We start from the raw sequence: 14255 nt of genomic DNA, 5'->3' as shown, positions 1-14255 counted from the left end.
CAGGAAGGTCGCCAGGAAGGTCGCCAGGAAGGTCGCCAGGAAGGTCGCCAGGAAGGTTCAACCGAAGAGGCCCGGCTGATTCTGTCGCGCTTGCTCTCCCGACGATTTGGCCCGCTGCCGCCCGACGTGACGCAGCGGCTGGAGCAAGCCTCGCTGGATCAGTTGGAAGGCTGGATCGACCTCCTCTATGACGCCGACTCGTTGGAGCAGGTGTTTCACTGAGCAGGGCCGGCTGCCCCTGCCGGTTAAGAAACGTTTTCATTGCTATTCGCTTTATCTTTAGTGATTCGTTAACTCTTTGAATCCATTAAAGAAATCTCCGATGTGGGTGGCGTTGCGGGGCGAGGGCGGGCATACTGCGCCTGTTCATTACCCCGTTTTCCAAGGAGTCTTCCATGAAGGGTCATCCGGACGTGATTGAGTGCTTGCGGGAGCTGTTGCGTGGCGAGCTGGCCGCCCGTGATCAGTATTTTCTGCACTCCCGTCAATACGAGGATCAGGGCTACGAAAAGCTCTACCAGCGCATTCACCATGAAATGGAAGAAGAGACTCAGCATGCCGATGCCATTCTGCGGCGCCTGCTATTTCTAGAGGGTGAGCCGGATATGACGCCCCACGCCATGCAGTCCGGCCGCACCGTGATCGAGATGCTGGAAGCGGATCTGCGCTTGGAGTACGAAGTGCGCGAGAACCTGGCCAACGCCATGGCGCTGTGCGAATCGGTTCAGGATTACGTGACCCGCGACATGCTGCGCCAGCAGTTGGAAGACACCGAGGAAGACCACACCCATTGGTTGGAACAGCAGTTGCGGCTGATCAAGCACATCGGCGAGGCCAACTACCGCCAGTCACAGATCGGTTAACTCCCTGTTTTCGGTGGTCGCAGGCGGGAGTTTAATTCTGGTGTAGGGTCGGTCGTTGCCCGGGAGTCGGCGCTCGCTGGCCATCCGCGCCTCCGGCTTGGTTCGCGGTCAAGGACCGCTCCCACAGGATGCGCTGTAGCGTGGCGGGTCCTTGTATCCTGCCCCCCTGTTCCAATCTGAACACTGAACACCGCCCCCTAAAACGGCCTCCCCCATGCCCCGCGCTTTTACTGTTCTCCATTCCTGTTTGCTGGTCGCGTTTCTGGTCTGCCTGGTGGCGGTGCCGGCGGCCTTGTGGTGGGTGGCGGTGTCGGGGCTGGCGGTGGCGTTGGTTTCGTTGGCGGTGCCGGCGCCGTGGCGGCTGCGGCGGGAAGACGGCTGGTGGTTGGTGGCGCTGGCGGTGTTTGGCACGCATCTGGTGCTGGATGCCTGGCGGGGCGGGGCGCCGGTGGGGGCGCAAACGGCGGCGACGTTGCCCTGGTGGCCCTGGCTGGCGTGCCTGCTGCTGGTAGCGTGGCGGCGTCATCCTCCAGCGGCCGGCGCCTTGTGGCTGGGGGCGGGGTTGGCGGCCCTGGGTGCCGGCGTGGTGGCGCTTTATGAGTGGCTGGTATTAAGCGATGCCCGCGCCAATAACGGTATTAATTCGATTCCCTTCGGCAATCTCTCTTTACTGCTGGGTGTATTGGCGTTGGTGGGCGCGTTGTCCTGGCGCGGCCCTTGGGCCGGCCGGCTGACTTGCGCGCTGGCGGCGTTGGCCGGGATGGTCGCGTCGTTGTTGTCGGGTACCCGTGGTGGGTGGATTACGTTGCCGTTGGTGATCGCCGTGTTGGGTTTTTGTTATCGCGGAGACCTGCGCAAGGCGGCGCGCGGGCCGTCGGTGATCGGCTGGCTGATGGTGGCGGCCCTGGCACTGGCGTTGCTGGTGTTGGCCGCGGGGCAGGCGCTGCCCCGTTTTGCTGATCTCGTCAGTGATTTGCGGGGTTACTGGGCGGCCGGCAACACCCGCACCTCGGTGGGGCTGCGTCTGGATATGTGGCACACGGCGTTTAACCTGTTTTTACAAAAACCGTTCTTCGGGTGGGGCGAGCACGCCATGCGGCCAGCACTGCAAAGCCTGATCGCGGAAGGACGTTTGAACGAGCAGGCACAGTATTTTGGTTACCAATTACATAACGACTGGCTGGACACCGGGGCGCGACGTGGCGTACTGGGTCTGTTAACATTGATGCCGTTTTTTGCCGTGCCTCTGCTCGCTTTCGTCCGCCGTTTGCGGGTCGATGACCGAGGCGCCTCCGCACTGGCGGGTGTGCTGCTAGTACTGATGTTTCTCGGCTTTGGTTTTACGCAAACACAAATCCGGGATGAGAGAGCGTTAGCGGCTTGGTTAGTATTAATGGTGACGTGCTGGGTTTTAATAAGGCGTTCGGATTAGCTAAATTTGCAGTGGTTCAGCCTAAGGCTCTTTATTTAACAATGCATTATTCTAATTCGCCCTGGTTTTTCGATTACGGACATCCAGTTGTCACAAGGTCGCCTCTAGCATGGTGTCGGCCCGGGAATGTCGGCAGTCTCTCTCGGCTCTTTAACTCCTGATGATAAGGTAGATCGGCATGGACGTCGTTTTATGGTCTCAATCCGCTGCGGTTTTAGGCAGCGCTTTTCTTGCCGTTTACGGTTTACTCCCGCTGGCTCGACGCACAGGCTTCGTTGACCGGCCGAATCATCGAAAATTGCATGGCTCCCCGGTGCCGCTGATTGGCGGCGTGGTGGTGTTCGTTGGCTTGGTCACCGCCATGTTCGTCAGTGGTGTGTGGGACGAACGGGCCTGGCTGGTTTTTCTGTGCGCGGCGAGCGTACTGACCGCCCTGGGCGTGGCCGATGACATGTACGACCTCAGCGCTCGCTGGCGCTTCGTGCTTCAGGGCTTGGTGGTGGCCGTCGCTGGCCTGGTGTCGGGCCTGTACATCCAGAATCTGGGCTTGTTGCTGGGCGACAGCCAGTTGCTGATGGGCCTGGGTTTCGGGCTGGTGTTCACCGTGGTGTGCGCGCTGGCCTCGATCAACGCCTACAACATGATCGATGGCATTGATGGCCTGGCCGGTTCGGTGACCATCATTACTCTGTTCGCGATTACCCTGCTGTGTTCCCTGAGTGGCGCCACCGACACCGCCCTGATGGCGGGCCTGCCGTGCCTGGCGCTGCTGGTGTATCTGCTGTTTAACCTGGAGCTGCCGTTTTTTCGCGGCATGAAGATTTTCCTGGGCGACGGCGGCAGCACCTTCCTGGGTTTCCTGGTGCTGTGGTTGCTGGTGATCGGCAGCCAGAACGACGGCAGCTTCCGGCCGATCACCGCGGTATGGCTGGTCGGCCTGCCCATGGTGGACATGCTCACCGTGTTCGCCCGCCGCGCGTTCGCCGGCAAATCCCCCTTCAGCGCGGACCGCATCCACATTCATCATTTGCTGATGAAACGGGGCCTGACGCCGCGCAAGGCGCTGATGGTCCTGGCGCCGTTCCACGCCACTCTGGTGTGCGTGGGGCTGTTCGGTGAGCTGCTGCACTGGTCCGAAGCCGCGCTCACCGTCGGCGCCATCTGCGTGGGCATTGGCTACGCCAGCGTCAACGTCCTGCTCTCCCTCGGCGCCCGCGAAGAAGAAGGGCACGTCTCAGCGAGAGGTTGAGAAACGGCTGTATTTGTAGGAGCAGGCCGTGCCAGCGACGTTTTTTGACCGACTGGCACGGCGCGGTTGCTCCGCACCTGATGGTTTGCCGGCCGACGCCGGGTGCCAGATTCAAACCCGTCGCTGGCTGGGCCTGCTCCTACAAAAAACTCAACCCCGTCACCACGCGTCCTGCTGCCCGCCCCACCACGAAGCCGCCTGTTCCCACTGAACACCGAAAACTCTCCCTCGCCTTTCCCTTCCTTGTAAAAAATCGCAACAAAGCCGAGCCTGCGCGATGGCGCCGGGCAGGACGGTGCGGGTTTCAGGTATTCTCTTTGCTTCTGGCCGCCAAGTGGCGGCGCTATAGCGTGGAAGCGGCTTTGGCCGCGCCCACCCTCTCTTTGCTTCGCGGGGAAGGATGCCAACGTTGGATCGCTCAGTGGTATGCCCAAGCTAAAGTTCTGGCTGAATAAGCTCCTCGCGCAGTTTCCCAAGACCGGCCTTGCCAGTATGGCGCTGATGGTCGGCAGCACTCTGCTGACCGCTCTGGTGGCGGTGTTTCTGGCCCGGTTGCTGGGGCCGGCGGGGTATGGCGTGTACGCGTTCGCGTTTTCGTTGATCACGGTGTTGGCGATTCCCTCCCAACTGGGTCTGCCGCAATTGGTGGTGCGCGAGACGGCCCGCGCTCAGGTCAACGGCGATTGGGGGCTGATGCGCGGCCTGTGGCGCTGGAGCTCGCTGTCGGTGTGGTTGTTCTCGTTCGCGGTGGCGGGCGCTGCCTGGGCGGTGATGGTGAGCTTCGACTGGGGCTTCAGCGTCGCCCAAAAAGAGACCTTTCTGTGGGGGTTGGTGCTGATTCCGGTGATTGCCCTGGGCAACATTCGTGGCGCCGCATTGCGCGGCCTGCACCGGGTGATCAAGGGCCAGCTGCCCGAATTCATTTTGCGCCCGGGCCTGTTTCTGCTGCTGATTTTCGCCGTGTTGTACCTGTTGCCGCTGAAGCTGGGCCCGGCATCGGCGATGGCGCTGCACGGGCTGGCGGCGTTTGTCGCCTTTCTGGTGGGGGCGTGGATTCTCTATCGCGAGCGCCCGGCGCCGCTGGCGGCGCGCCCGGCGCCACGCTATCAGCACCGCGCCTGGGCCTTGTCGGCGCTGCCGCTGGCGGCGATCGGCGCGCTCACCCTGATCAACAGCAACACCGATATTCTGATGCTGGGCTTTATGCGCTCGGAGCACGAAGTGGGCATTTACAAAGTGGTGGTCACCGGCGCCAACCTGATCATCTTCGGCCTGCAGGCAATCAACATGGTGGTGGCGCCACAGTTCTCGCGCCTGTTCACCCAGAAGCGCATGGATGATCTGCAGAAAATCGTTACCAGCAGTTCCCGGGCGATTCTGATCATCGCACTGCCCACGGTGATCGTGGTGGTGCTGTTCGGCCGCCAGATTCTCGGTGTGGTGTTCGGCGAGGAATACAAAGCCGGCTATCTGCCCTTGGTGATCCTCGGCCTGGGCCAGCTGTTCAATGCGTTCTTCGGCTCGGTGAGCATGCTGCTGAACATGACCAACAACGAGCGTCAGACCATCAAGGGCGTGGCGGTGGCGGCGCTCACCAACGTGGTGCTCAATGCCCTGTTGATCCCCGTGTACGGCATTATCGGCGCCGCCATCGCCACCTCTATCTCGGTGGTGCTGTGGAATCTGGTGCTGTGGTATTTCGTGCGTAAGAGCATCGGCATCGAGAGCACGGTGATCGGCAGACGCAAAGGTGGAGGTTCATGAAGAAGCCCAATTTCTTTATCGTCGGCGCGCCCAAGTGCGGCACCACTTCGTTGTTCTTCTGGCTGAACCAGCACCCGCAAGTGTTCATGCCCGATCGCAAGGAAGTGCATTTTTTCAATGTGGACGGCATGACCCGCATTGACACGCTGGCTGATTATGAGGCGCTGTTCGCGGACGCCAGTGAGCAGCACAGCGCGGTGGGCGAGGGCTCCACACACTATTTGTATTCGCGGCGGGCGATTGCCGGCGTGCTGGAATACAACCCGGCGGCGAAGTTGGTCGTGTGCGTGCGCAACCCGGTGCAGATGGCGCCCTCGTTGCACTCCGAGCGGGTCGCCCAGGGCATGGACGCGCTCACCGATTTCGATCAGGCCTGGCGCGACAGCGAAAGCCGCCCGCACAGCCTGTATAAGGCGGCGGCCAGCAAGGACGATCCGGACCGGCTCAACTACAAGGCCTATTGCCGCCTGGGCGAGCAGGTCGAGCGGCTGTTGAGCGTGGCGCCCCGCGAGCGGGTGCATTTCATCGTGTTCGACGATCTGGTTAACGACCCCCAGGGCGTGTTTTTCGCGCTGTTGGATTTTCTGGATCTGCCGCGCATCGACATCACTTACGAAGCAGTCAACCAGAACAAGCGCATCAAGTCGGTGCCGTTGCAGGTGCTGCTGGCGCGGCTGGTGTCGATCAAACGGCGTTTGAAGCTGCCCTCGTTCGGGGTGGCCAAGGCCCTCACCGCCGCCAACAAGACCGTTGCCAGCCGCGACCCGGTCAGTGAGGCGACGTTGGCCGACATGCGCCACTACTTCCAGGACGACGTGGCGCTGTTGTCGCGCTTGCTGGGCCGTGACCTCAACCACTGGCTGGACGCCCCCGCCGCCCAGCCCCGGACAACACCATGACTGGCGGCGGCTACCGGTACCTGTTCGTGATCCAGTCCCTGCAGATGGGCGGCGCGGAACGCTCGCTGGTGAACTTGGCCAACTTCTTCACCCGGCGCGGTGAACCGGTGGCGGTGTTGCGGTTCACGGCCGGCGGTCTGCTGGAGAGCGAACTGGACAGCGGCATTCCCGTGCACCCGGTGAGCGGATTGGCCGGGCTGCGTGCCATCGCGCGCCGTTACCCCGGGGCCACGCTGGTGTCGTTCCTGTTCCATTGTAATGTGCGGTTGGCGGCGCTCAAGAAAGCCGGTCTGTTGCGCAATCGTTTGATCATCACCGAGCACAGCTCACCGCTGCGCTACGCCGGCGCCACCGGGCTGAAATCGCGACTACGCCGCGCTCTGGGGCGTCTGTTCCTGCCCGCCGCCGACGCCGTTTTCGCGGTGTCGCCGTTGGTGAAGCAGGATTTTTCAACGGCGTTCGCGCTGCCCCCGGAGCGCGTGCGGGTGGTGCCCAACCCGTTTGATCAGGGCGCCCTGAAGCAGGCCGCCAGCCACGCCGCGCCCACCGCCGTGGATCAGCTGGCCGCACGCGGGCCATTGATCTGCGGCGTCGGGCGCCTGGTGGCGGAGAAAGGCTTCGACGTGCTGATCCGCGCGTTCGCCGGGCTGTCCGAGCCGCCGCCCTGCACGCTGGTGATTGTCGGCGACGGCCCTGAGCGCGCCACGCTGGAGGTGCTGATTGAAGAGCTGGGCCTGGCCGGCCGGGTTCATCTGGCCGGGTTCGACACCAACCCCTATCGCTACATGGCTCGCGCGGCGCTGCTGGTGGTGCCCTCGCGCCAGGAAGGGTTCGGCAACGTGATCATCGAAGCGGCGATGCTCGGCGTGCCGGTGATCGCCACCGACTGCATCGGCCCGCGCTACATTTACGGTGAGCAGGCCGACCTGGTGCCGCCCGACGACGCCCCCGCGCTGGCCAGCGCCATCCAACGCGCCCTCACCGGCGCCCCTCCCGCCGCCCCGGACTATCAGGCTTTTCTGATCGACCGGATCGCCGCCGAATATGGGTAGGGGAGGGGGGGAAGTGTTCAGTTTTCAGTGTTCAGTTTTCAGTGCGGGGAACAGGGAGCAGGCAACCCGTTGCAGGGAACGGCAGACTCGCACAGGAAGTTTGCGTCTGATGTGGGGGCGGGCCTCGACCGCGAAAGGGGTCTGCCAGGCCGGCCTCGCCTTCGGCTCGGTTCGCGGTCAAGGACCGCTCCCACGGCGGCGCTGTAGAGGCGCTGTTCACCGTTCCGAACTGAAAACTGAAACTGAAACTGAAAATTGAAAACCGGAGCTCCAAATGTCCCATGACCACCGCTTGAAAAAAGGTGTCTTCTTCTACGAAGCGGTTTTCTATCAGGACGAAGACGGCCGGGTTTATTCCAATGGCAACATTGGCCGCGAGGCGTTGACGCTGTATCTGGCCTGTGTGGAACACCTTCAGGTGTTCTGCCGTTTGCACGGTATTCGCCGCGACGATGCCCGCGAGTTGGTGGAGATCTCGGCGCCGGGGTTGAGCTTTCATGGCCTGGGTTTGAAAAGCTGGACGCGCTTGCCGCTGCTGTTGCCGTGGGTGTGGCTGGTGTTGGCGCGTGCCTGGCTGGGCGCGGACGTGGCGATTCTGCGGTTGCCGTCGATCGTGTCGATTCTGATGCGGCCAGTGCGCTGGCTGGGCCACCGGCCGGTGATCGTGGAACTGGTGTCGGACCCGCGCGGTTTGCTGAAGAGCGCCTACCCCCGGTTGCCCGGCGTGGCCTGGCTGGATCGTGCCCTGACCGGCGCCACGCGCCGCTGGGTGGCGCAAGCCGACGGCTGTGTCTACGTGACCCGGGAAACCCTGCAGGCGATTTATCCCTGCGGCGGAGACACCTCTTACGCCTCCAACGTGCGCATCGAGCGAATCGATCCGGACACCCTGAGCCAGCGCCTGACGGCGCCGCCGCTGGCTGGGCGCCAAGTACTGAACGTCGGTCTGATCGGCAGCTTGAGCAACGAATACAAGGGCATCGATGTGGCCATCGAGGCGGTGGCGCGCTTGAACAAAGCCGGCCTGCCGGTGCATTTGCACGTGCTCGGCAAGGGCCCGCTGCTGGAAAAATACCAGGCCCAGGCGGCGCGGCTCGGCTGCCAGGCCTCGGTGCACTTCGCCGGCACCCGGCGCAAGGGCGAGGAAGTGCTAGCGTGGCTGGCGTCCATGGACGCCTACATCCAGCCCAGCCGGGTGGAAGGGCTGCCGCGCGCGCTGGTGGAGGCGATGTCGGTGGGCCTGCCGTGCGTGGCCACCAGCGTCGGCGGCATTCCTGAATTGCTGGCGGCGCCCTGGCGGGTGCCCGCCGAAGACGCCGGCTCCCTGGCCGACAAACTGCAAGCGTTGTTGAGCGACGACAACGTGTATCGTCAGCAGTGCCAGGCCAATTTCGAGACCGCCCGCGATTTTCTGTATGACACCATCGTGGCAAGGAAAGCCGCCTTTCTGCAGCGCCTCGGCGCCAGGCTGGCGTGTTAGAAGGACAGCAACTATGCGAAAACTGATTGGCAAGATTTACCGCCACGCGTTGCCTCGCGGCGCCCAGGCGCGCCTGGATTGTCTGCGCGCGCGCCCGTCCTGGCGCGCCCAGCGGGCGATCTTCGTGCACGTGCCCAAGGCCGCCGGTTTCTCGGTGTCCAACGCGCTCTATGGCAAGGCGCTGGGACACATCCGCGCGGAGACCATCAAGCGCCATTCGCCGCGCGAGTTCGACCAGTGCTTCAAGTTCGCGTTCGTGCGCCATCCGGTGACCCGCTATGTCTCGGCGTTGTCCTACGTGCGTGAGAACTACCAGGCATTGCGCGGCAGCCCGGGCCTGCCTCCGGAGCATTTGTTGCCGCTCGGGCCGCTGGAGTTCTTCGATGAATGGCTCTCGGACATTGATCTGGCGGACACCAACTTCGTGTTCCAGCCGCAGGCGGATTTTATTTTCGACCACCACGACACCCTGCTGGTGGATTATCTGGCCCGCTTCGAGGATTTCGACGGTGAGATCGAGCACCTGGCGCGGCGCCTGCCCCGGCTGGCCACCATTCAGCGGCTGAACGCCTCCGGTTCCGCCGCGGTGAGCTATCCGTTCGAGCAGTTGGACGCGCGCTTGTGCCAGATCTACGCCCGCGATTACCGCCTGCTCGGCTACCAGGGAGCACCGGCATGAGCCAGCGCCGGTTGCTGATCGTGACCACCACGGCGGAAACCCTGGCCACCATTTTGCGCGAACAACCGCGCTATCTGGCCGAGCATTTCCAGGTGGCGGTGAGCTGCGCCCGTGACGGTCACTATGCGGTGCTGGAAAGCGACCTGGAGATTCCGGTGTTTCCGGTGGCCATGGCGCGGGGCATTTCCCCGTGGCGGGATCTGCGCTCGATTTTCGCCATGCTGCGAGTAATGCGGGCCTTCAAGCCGGACATCGTGCACAGCTACACGCCCAAGGCCGGGCTGGTGGCGATGAGCGCCGCTTGGCTGCTGCGCGTGCCGGCCCGGGTGCACACCTTCACCGGGCTGATTTTTCCCTCCGCCTCGGGCTTCAAGCGCCGTTTGTTGATCGCCGTGGACCGCTTGATCGCGCGGCTGGCGACCCGGGCGATACCAGAGAGCGAAGGGGTCAAGCGAGACCTGCTGGCGCATCGCATCACACGCCGCCCCCAACCGGTGATCGGCCACGGCAACATCGCCGGGGTCGACACCGTGCTGTTCGACGCGGACCGTCCCGAGGTGGCCGGCCCGGCGGCCACGCTTCGCCGCACCACCCTGGCCGGCGCCGCGTTCACCTTCTGTTATGTGGGGCGCATCAACCGCGACAAGGGCCTGACCGAGCTGGCCGATGCGTTCCAGACTTTGCCAGACAACGCTGCCTTGCTGCTGGTCGGTGAGCTGGACACCACGGCGCCGCCGGCGGGCGATGCCCTGGCGCGGTTGAAGGCCGATCCGCGCGTGCACTTCGCCGGTTTTCAGCGCGATGTGCGGCCGTTTATTGCCGCCAGCGACGTTCTGGTGCTGCCCAGTTACCGCGAAGGGTTTCCCAATGTGGTGTTGCAGGCGCTGTCGTTGAGCCGGCCGGTGATCGTCACCGACGTCAGCGGCGCCAATGAGATTACCGTGGCAGACGAAAACGGCTGGATCGTGCCGGTGGGCGACGCCGATGCCCTGCATCGAGCGATGCAACACGCCCTCGACAGCGACGCTGGCGAGATTCAGGAAATGGGGCGCAGCGGCCGTTCGCGGGTCGCCGCGCGTCACGAGCGCGCCTTGTATCTGCAACATCTGCGTGATTTTTATGATTCTCTTTAGCGGGGCCTTACGATGCTGAAACGGTGCATGGATGTGTTGCTCTCGGCGCTGTTGCTGATCGCGCTTTCGCCAATACTGTTAGTGCTGATGGCACTGGTGCGCTGGCGCATCGGCGCGCCGGTGTTCTTCAGCCAGCAGCGCCCCGGGTTGGCCGGCGCGCCGTTCCGAATGATCAAATTCCGCACCATGACCAACGCCCGCGACGCCGACGGCGAACTGCTCCCCGACGATCAGCGGCTGGTGCCGTTCGGGCGCTTTCTGCGTTCCACCAGCCTGGATGAGCTGCCAGAACTGGTGAACGTGCTCAAAGGCGAGATGAGCCTGGTGGGCCCGCGCCCGCTGCTGATGGAATACCTGCCGCTGTATTCACCGCGCCAGGCGCGCCGCCATGAAGTGCGTCCCGGCGTCACCGGCTGGGCGCAGATCAACGGCCGCAACGCGCTCTCTTGGGAGCAGAAATTCGAGCTGGATGTCTGGTACGTGGATCACCATTCCCTGGGCCTGGACCTGAAGATACTGTTTCTCACCGCGCTGAAAGTGATACAACGGGAAGGGGTCAGCCACGGACAAGAGGCGACCATGCCGAAGTTCAAAGGGAGTGAGCGCGATGACTAAATTACTGGCGGTGGTGGGAGCCAGCGGGCACGGCAAAGTGGTGGCGGACGCCGCCATTGCCAGAGGCTGGCGCAAGGTGGCGTTTTACGACGACGCCTGGCCGGAACTGGCTCAGGTGGGGCGCTGGCCGGTGGAAGGGTGCACCGCCGAGATGCGCGATCATCTCGGCCGCTTCGATTCGGTGATGGTCGGCATTGGCGACAACCGCACCCGATTGGCGAAACTGGCGGAGCTGGAGACGGCGGGCGCCGCCATTGGCACCATCCTGCACCCGCAATCGGCGGTCAGCCGCTTCGCTGAAATCGGCGTCGGCGGCGTGGTGTTCGCCGGCGCCGTGGTCAATGTGGACGCCCGGCTCGGCCGCGGGGTGATCATCAACACCGGCGCCACCGTGGACCACGACTGCGTGCTCGCCGACGGCGTGCACATCAGCCCCGGCGCCAACCTGGCTGGCGATGTCACCGTTGGCGAGGCCAGTTGGATCGGCATCGGCGCCGCCATCAAACAGGGCGTCACCATCGGCCGCAATGTGATGGTCGCCGCCGGCGCCATCGTGATCCGTGACGTACCCGATGGCACTACGGTGATGGGCGTACCGGCGCGGGTGTCGGCGGAGTAACGCTGGACGCCGGACGCCGGACGCCGGACGCCAGACGCCAGACGCCAGACGCCAGACGCCAGACGCCAGACGCCAAACCCGAGGCTCAGGGTCTTGGAGTAATGCAAAAGTCGCTTGCGTAGCCGCAATGCTTCAAGAAACGGGGTTTGATCTTAGCGTCCGGCGTCCGGCGTCCGGCGTCAAGCGATTCACCAAAACACGGAGTTCTGATTTCTTATGTTGAACGGACCCTTCCCCCCCTGGCCCTCTTTCACCCAGGAAGAAGCCGACGCGGTGCAGCGAATCCTGCTCTCGAACCGCGTCAATTACTGGACCGGCGAGGAGGGCAGGGCGTTTGAACGCGAGTTCGCCGACTTCGCCGGCACCGATTACGCGGTGGCGGTGGCCAACGGCACTCTGGCGCTGGATCTGGCGTTGCAAGGGCTGGGCATCGGCCCCGGCGACGACGTGATTGTTACGCCGCGCACTTTTCTGGCTTCGGCCACGGCGGTGGTCAACGCCGGTGCACGGCCGATCTTCGCCGATGTCGACCGCGACAGCCAGAACATCACCGCCGAGACCGTGGCTGCGGTGCTCACACCCAGCACCCGGGCGGTGATTTGCGTGCATCTGGCCGGCTGGCCCTGCGACATGGACGCGATGATGGCGCTCGCGGAGCAGCACGGCTTCCAGGTGATCGAAGACTGCGCCCAGGCCCACGGCGCCAGCTGGGCGGGCCGCCCGGTGGGCGGGCTCGGCCATGTTGGCTGCTGGTCGTTCTGCCAGGACAAGATCATGACCACCGGCGGCGAAGGCGGCATGGTCACCACCAACGACCGCGACCTGTGGTCGCGCATGTGGAGCTATAAGGACCATGGCAAGAGCTGGGAGGCGGTCTATGAGCGCGAGCACCCGCCCGGCTTCCGCTGGCTGCACGAGAGCTTTGGCAGCAACTGGCGGCTGACCGAAATGCAGGCCGCCATCGGGCGTATTCAACTGACCCGCATGGCGGACTGGAACCGGCGCCGCCGGGAGCACTGCGAATGGCTGTGGGGCATCGCCCGCGAATGCCCGGGGCTGCGCGTGCCGGCGCTGCCGGACGCCGCCGGGCACGCCGGTTACAAAGCCTATGTGTTCGTGGAGCCGGAGCGCCTGAGCGACGGCTGGGATCGTGATCGCATCATGGCGGAACTGGTGGAAAAAGGCGTACCGTGTTTCTCCGGCTCCTGCTCCGAGGTCTATCTGGAGAAATGCTTCCAGGACGCCGGCCTGGGCCCGCTTGAGCGGCTGCCGGTGGCCCGCGAACTGGGCGACACCAGCCTGATGTTCCTGGTCCACCCGACTCTGCAAGAGGAACATCTGCGCAAGACCTGCGACACCCTGCGTGAAGTGATGGCCCGGGCCACCGCCTGAGCATGGATTGCCCGGTCTCGGGAACCTTCGCCGCCGGGGCGCCTCCTAGACAGATAAACTAAGGAAGGGACTGACGTTGAATGTCGTTTGAATTGACCAAACTGCTGGGCGCGCTGGTGATGCCGCTGCCCACTATCCTGATCTTGCTCATTTTCGGGCTGCTGTTCCTGTACGTGGGGCGCGGCCGTAAGTTCGGTATCTTCCTGATCAGCTTCGCCACCCTGTATTTGTTCGTGGTGTCGGCGGCGCCGTTCTCCCGGGATGCGGTGATCTCCCTGGAAAACAACTACAGCATGCTCAAAGACCCACCGCAGGCCGCCAAGTGGATCATCGTTCTTGGTGGCGGCGTGCACGACGACCCCTCCTTGCCACCGCTGGAGCGCCTGACGATTCCCTCCCGGGAGCGCCTTCGCGAGGGCATGCGCATTTACCGCAAGCTGCCCCACGCCAAACTGATTCTCTCCGGCGGCTTCCCCAACGTGAAACCCGACTCGATCACCACCGCCGATGCCATGGCCAATATCGCGGTGCGCTGGGGCATTCCCGAATCGGACATCGTGCTGTCGCGCTTCCCGGTCAACACCGCCGCCGAGGCCAAGGCCGCCACCAAGTGGGTCAAAGAGGATGAAATGCTGATCGTGGTCACGTCGGCGGTGCACATGCCCCGCGCCATGGCGCTGTTCGACAAACAGGGTTTCGCCGCGGTCCCGGCGCCCACCGAGCCCTCGGTGAAAGAAGCCAAGGAGCCGAAATACGCCACCTGGGCACGGGCCATGCCCCAGGCCAGCAATGTGGAACTGGCTGAAAAAGGCATGCGCGAAACGGTGGGCTACTGGTACGCCCGCCTGCGCGGCCAGGCCGGCCCGCGGCGGGGGGATTGAGGGCGGTTTTCAGTGTTCCTGGCCCGCTACAGCGCCCCTGTGGGAGCGGTCCCCGACCGCGAACCGAGCCGAAGGCGAGGCCAGCCTGGCAAAGCCGATTCGCGGTCAAGGACCGCTCCCACGAAAGACCGTGCCAATCCGAAACGGGCCGGCTACAGCGCCCCTGTGGGAGCGGTCCCCGACCGCGAACCGAGCCG

General features: G+C 64.0%; 14 protein-coding genes. All 14 read left to right on the top strand.

Annotated elements, in window-relative coordinates; translation table 11 throughout:
* Nucleotides 1-222: DUF4351 domain-containing protein (locus CGS25_RS19330; protein WP_157933876.1), on the top strand; the 222-nt coding region annotated here is incomplete at its 5' end.
* Nucleotides 223-395: 173 nt separating this feature from the next.
* Nucleotides 396-863, top strand: a complete 468-nt coding sequence (gene bfr, locus CGS25_RS17990; RefSeq protein ID WP_089031760.1) for a bacterioferritin — start codon at nt 396-398, stop codon at nt 861-863.
* 214 nt (nt 864-1077) lie between these two features.
* Nucleotides 1078-2295 carry an O-antigen ligase family protein gene (locus CGS25_RS17985; RefSeq protein WP_101676321.1) on the top strand — a complete coding sequence of 406 codons (1218 nt, stop codon included), beginning with the start codon at nt 1078-1080 and terminating at the stop codon, nt 2293-2295.
* 298 nt (nt 2296-2593) lie between these two features.
* Entirely contained in the window at nt 2594-3544 is a 951-nt protein-coding gene (locus tag CGS25_RS17980) for an undecaprenyl-phosphate alpha-N-acetylglucosaminyl 1-phosphate transferase (protein WP_157933875.1), read from the top strand.
* 426 nt (nt 3545-3970) lie between these two features.
* Nucleotides 3971-5308: a flippase gene (locus tag CGS25_RS17975; protein ID WP_089031763.1), complete on the top strand. Its 1338-nt coding sequence runs from the start codon at nt 3971-3973 to the stop codon at nt 5306-5308.
* Nucleotides 5305-6207 (top strand): sulfotransferase family protein, encoded by a 903-nt coding sequence (locus CGS25_RS17970; RefSeq protein WP_101676319.1) that lies wholly within the window; start codon nt 5305-5307, stop codon nt 6205-6207. The genes CGS25_RS17975 and CGS25_RS17970 overlap by 4 nt, the downstream gene beginning before the upstream one ends.
* Complete coding sequence (locus CGS25_RS17965) at nt 6204-7259, top strand: glycosyltransferase (protein WP_101676318.1); 1056 nt, start codon at nt 6204-6206, stop codon at nt 7257-7259. The genes CGS25_RS17970 and CGS25_RS17965 overlap by 4 nt, the downstream gene beginning before the upstream one ends.
* A 274-nt stretch (nt 7260-7533) precedes the next feature.
* Nucleotides 7534-8739, top strand: a complete 1206-nt coding sequence (locus tag CGS25_RS17960) for a glycosyltransferase (protein ID WP_101676317.1) — start codon at nt 7534-7536, stop codon at nt 8737-8739.
* A gap of 13 nt (nt 8740-8752) precedes the next feature.
* Nucleotides 8753-9418 (top strand): sulfotransferase family 2 domain-containing protein, encoded by a 666-nt coding sequence (locus tag CGS25_RS17955; protein ID WP_157933874.1) that lies wholly within the window; start codon nt 8753-8755, stop codon nt 9416-9418.
* On the top strand, nt 9415-10551 hold the full coding sequence (locus CGS25_RS17950) for a glycosyltransferase family 4 protein (protein ID WP_101676315.1): 1137 nt from the start codon (nt 9415-9417) through the stop codon (nt 10549-10551). Before CGS25_RS17955 ends, CGS25_RS17950 begins: the two co-directional genes overlap by 4 nt.
* A gap of 12 nt (nt 10552-10563) precedes the next feature.
* Nucleotides 10564-11166 (top strand): sugar transferase, encoded by a 603-nt coding sequence (locus CGS25_RS17945; protein WP_106408424.1) that lies wholly within the window; start codon nt 10564-10566, stop codon nt 11164-11166.
* On the top strand, nt 11159-11785 hold the full coding sequence (locus CGS25_RS17940; protein ID WP_101676314.1) for an acetyltransferase: 627 nt from the start codon (nt 11159-11161) through the stop codon (nt 11783-11785). Before CGS25_RS17945 ends, CGS25_RS17940 begins: the two co-directional genes overlap by 8 nt.
* A gap of 216 nt (nt 11786-12001) precedes the next feature.
* Complete coding sequence (locus CGS25_RS17930; protein ID WP_101676313.1) at nt 12002-13177, top strand: DegT/DnrJ/EryC1/StrS family aminotransferase; 1176 nt, start codon at nt 12002-12004, stop codon at nt 13175-13177.
* A gap of 80 nt (nt 13178-13257) precedes the next feature.
* Complete coding sequence (locus CGS25_RS17925) at nt 13258-14058, top strand: YdcF family protein (protein WP_101676312.1); 801 nt, start codon at nt 13258-13260, stop codon at nt 14056-14058.
* The last annotated feature ends 197 nt before the right edge of the window (nt 14059-14255 follow it).

Source organism: Alloalcanivorax mobilis, from assembly GCF_002864685.1.
GTDB classification, from domain to species: domain Bacteria; phylum Pseudomonadota; class Gammaproteobacteria; order Pseudomonadales; family Alcanivoracaceae; genus Alloalcanivorax; species Alloalcanivorax mobilis.
The sequence above is the reverse complement of the archived record's forward strand: the minus strand, read 5'-3'. Positions and strand labels throughout refer to the sequence as shown.

Bases quoted from the DNA above. Each gene is read 5' to 3' on its own strand.
- bfr (WP_089031760.1), top strand. From the start codon at position 396: ATGAAGGGTCATCCGGACGTGATTGAGTGCTTGCGGGAGCTGTTGCGT.
- CGS25_RS17940 (WP_101676314.1), top strand. From the start codon at position 11,159: ATGACTAAATTACTGGCGGTGGTGGGAGCCAGCGGGCACGGCAAAGTG.
- CGS25_RS17930 (WP_101676313.1), top strand. From the start codon at position 12,002: ATGTTGAACGGACCCTTCCCCCCCTGGCCCTCTTTCACCCAGGAAGAA.
- CGS25_RS17955 (WP_157933874.1), top strand. From the start codon at position 8,753: ATGCGAAAACTGATTGGCAAGATTTACCGCCACGCGTTGCCTCGCGGC.
- CGS25_RS17970 (WP_101676319.1), top strand. From the start codon at position 5,305: ATGAAGAAGCCCAATTTCTTTATCGTCGGCGCGCCCAAGTGCGGCACC.
- CGS25_RS17975 (WP_089031763.1), top strand. From the start codon at position 3,971: ATGCCCAAGCTAAAGTTCTGGCTGAATAAGCTCCTCGCGCAGTTTCCC.
- CGS25_RS17960 (WP_101676317.1), top strand. From the start codon at position 7,534: ATGTCCCATGACCACCGCTTGAAAAAAGGTGTCTTCTTCTACGAAGCG.
- CGS25_RS17925 (WP_101676312.1), top strand. From the start codon at position 13,258: ATGTCGTTTGAATTGACCAAACTGCTGGGCGCGCTGGTGATGCCGCTG.
- CGS25_RS17950 (WP_101676315.1), top strand. From the start codon at position 9,415: ATGAGCCAGCGCCGGTTGCTGATCGTGACCACCACGGCGGAAACCCTG.
- CGS25_RS17945 (WP_106408424.1), top strand. From the start codon at position 10,564: ATGCTGAAACGGTGCATGGATGTGTTGCTCTCGGCGCTGTTGCTGATC.
- CGS25_RS17965 (WP_101676318.1), top strand. From the start codon at position 6,204: ATGACTGGCGGCGGCTACCGGTACCTGTTCGTGATCCAGTCCCTGCAG.
- CGS25_RS17985 (WP_101676321.1), top strand. From the start codon at position 1,078: ATGCCCCGCGCTTTTACTGTTCTCCATTCCTGTTTGCTGGTCGCGTTT.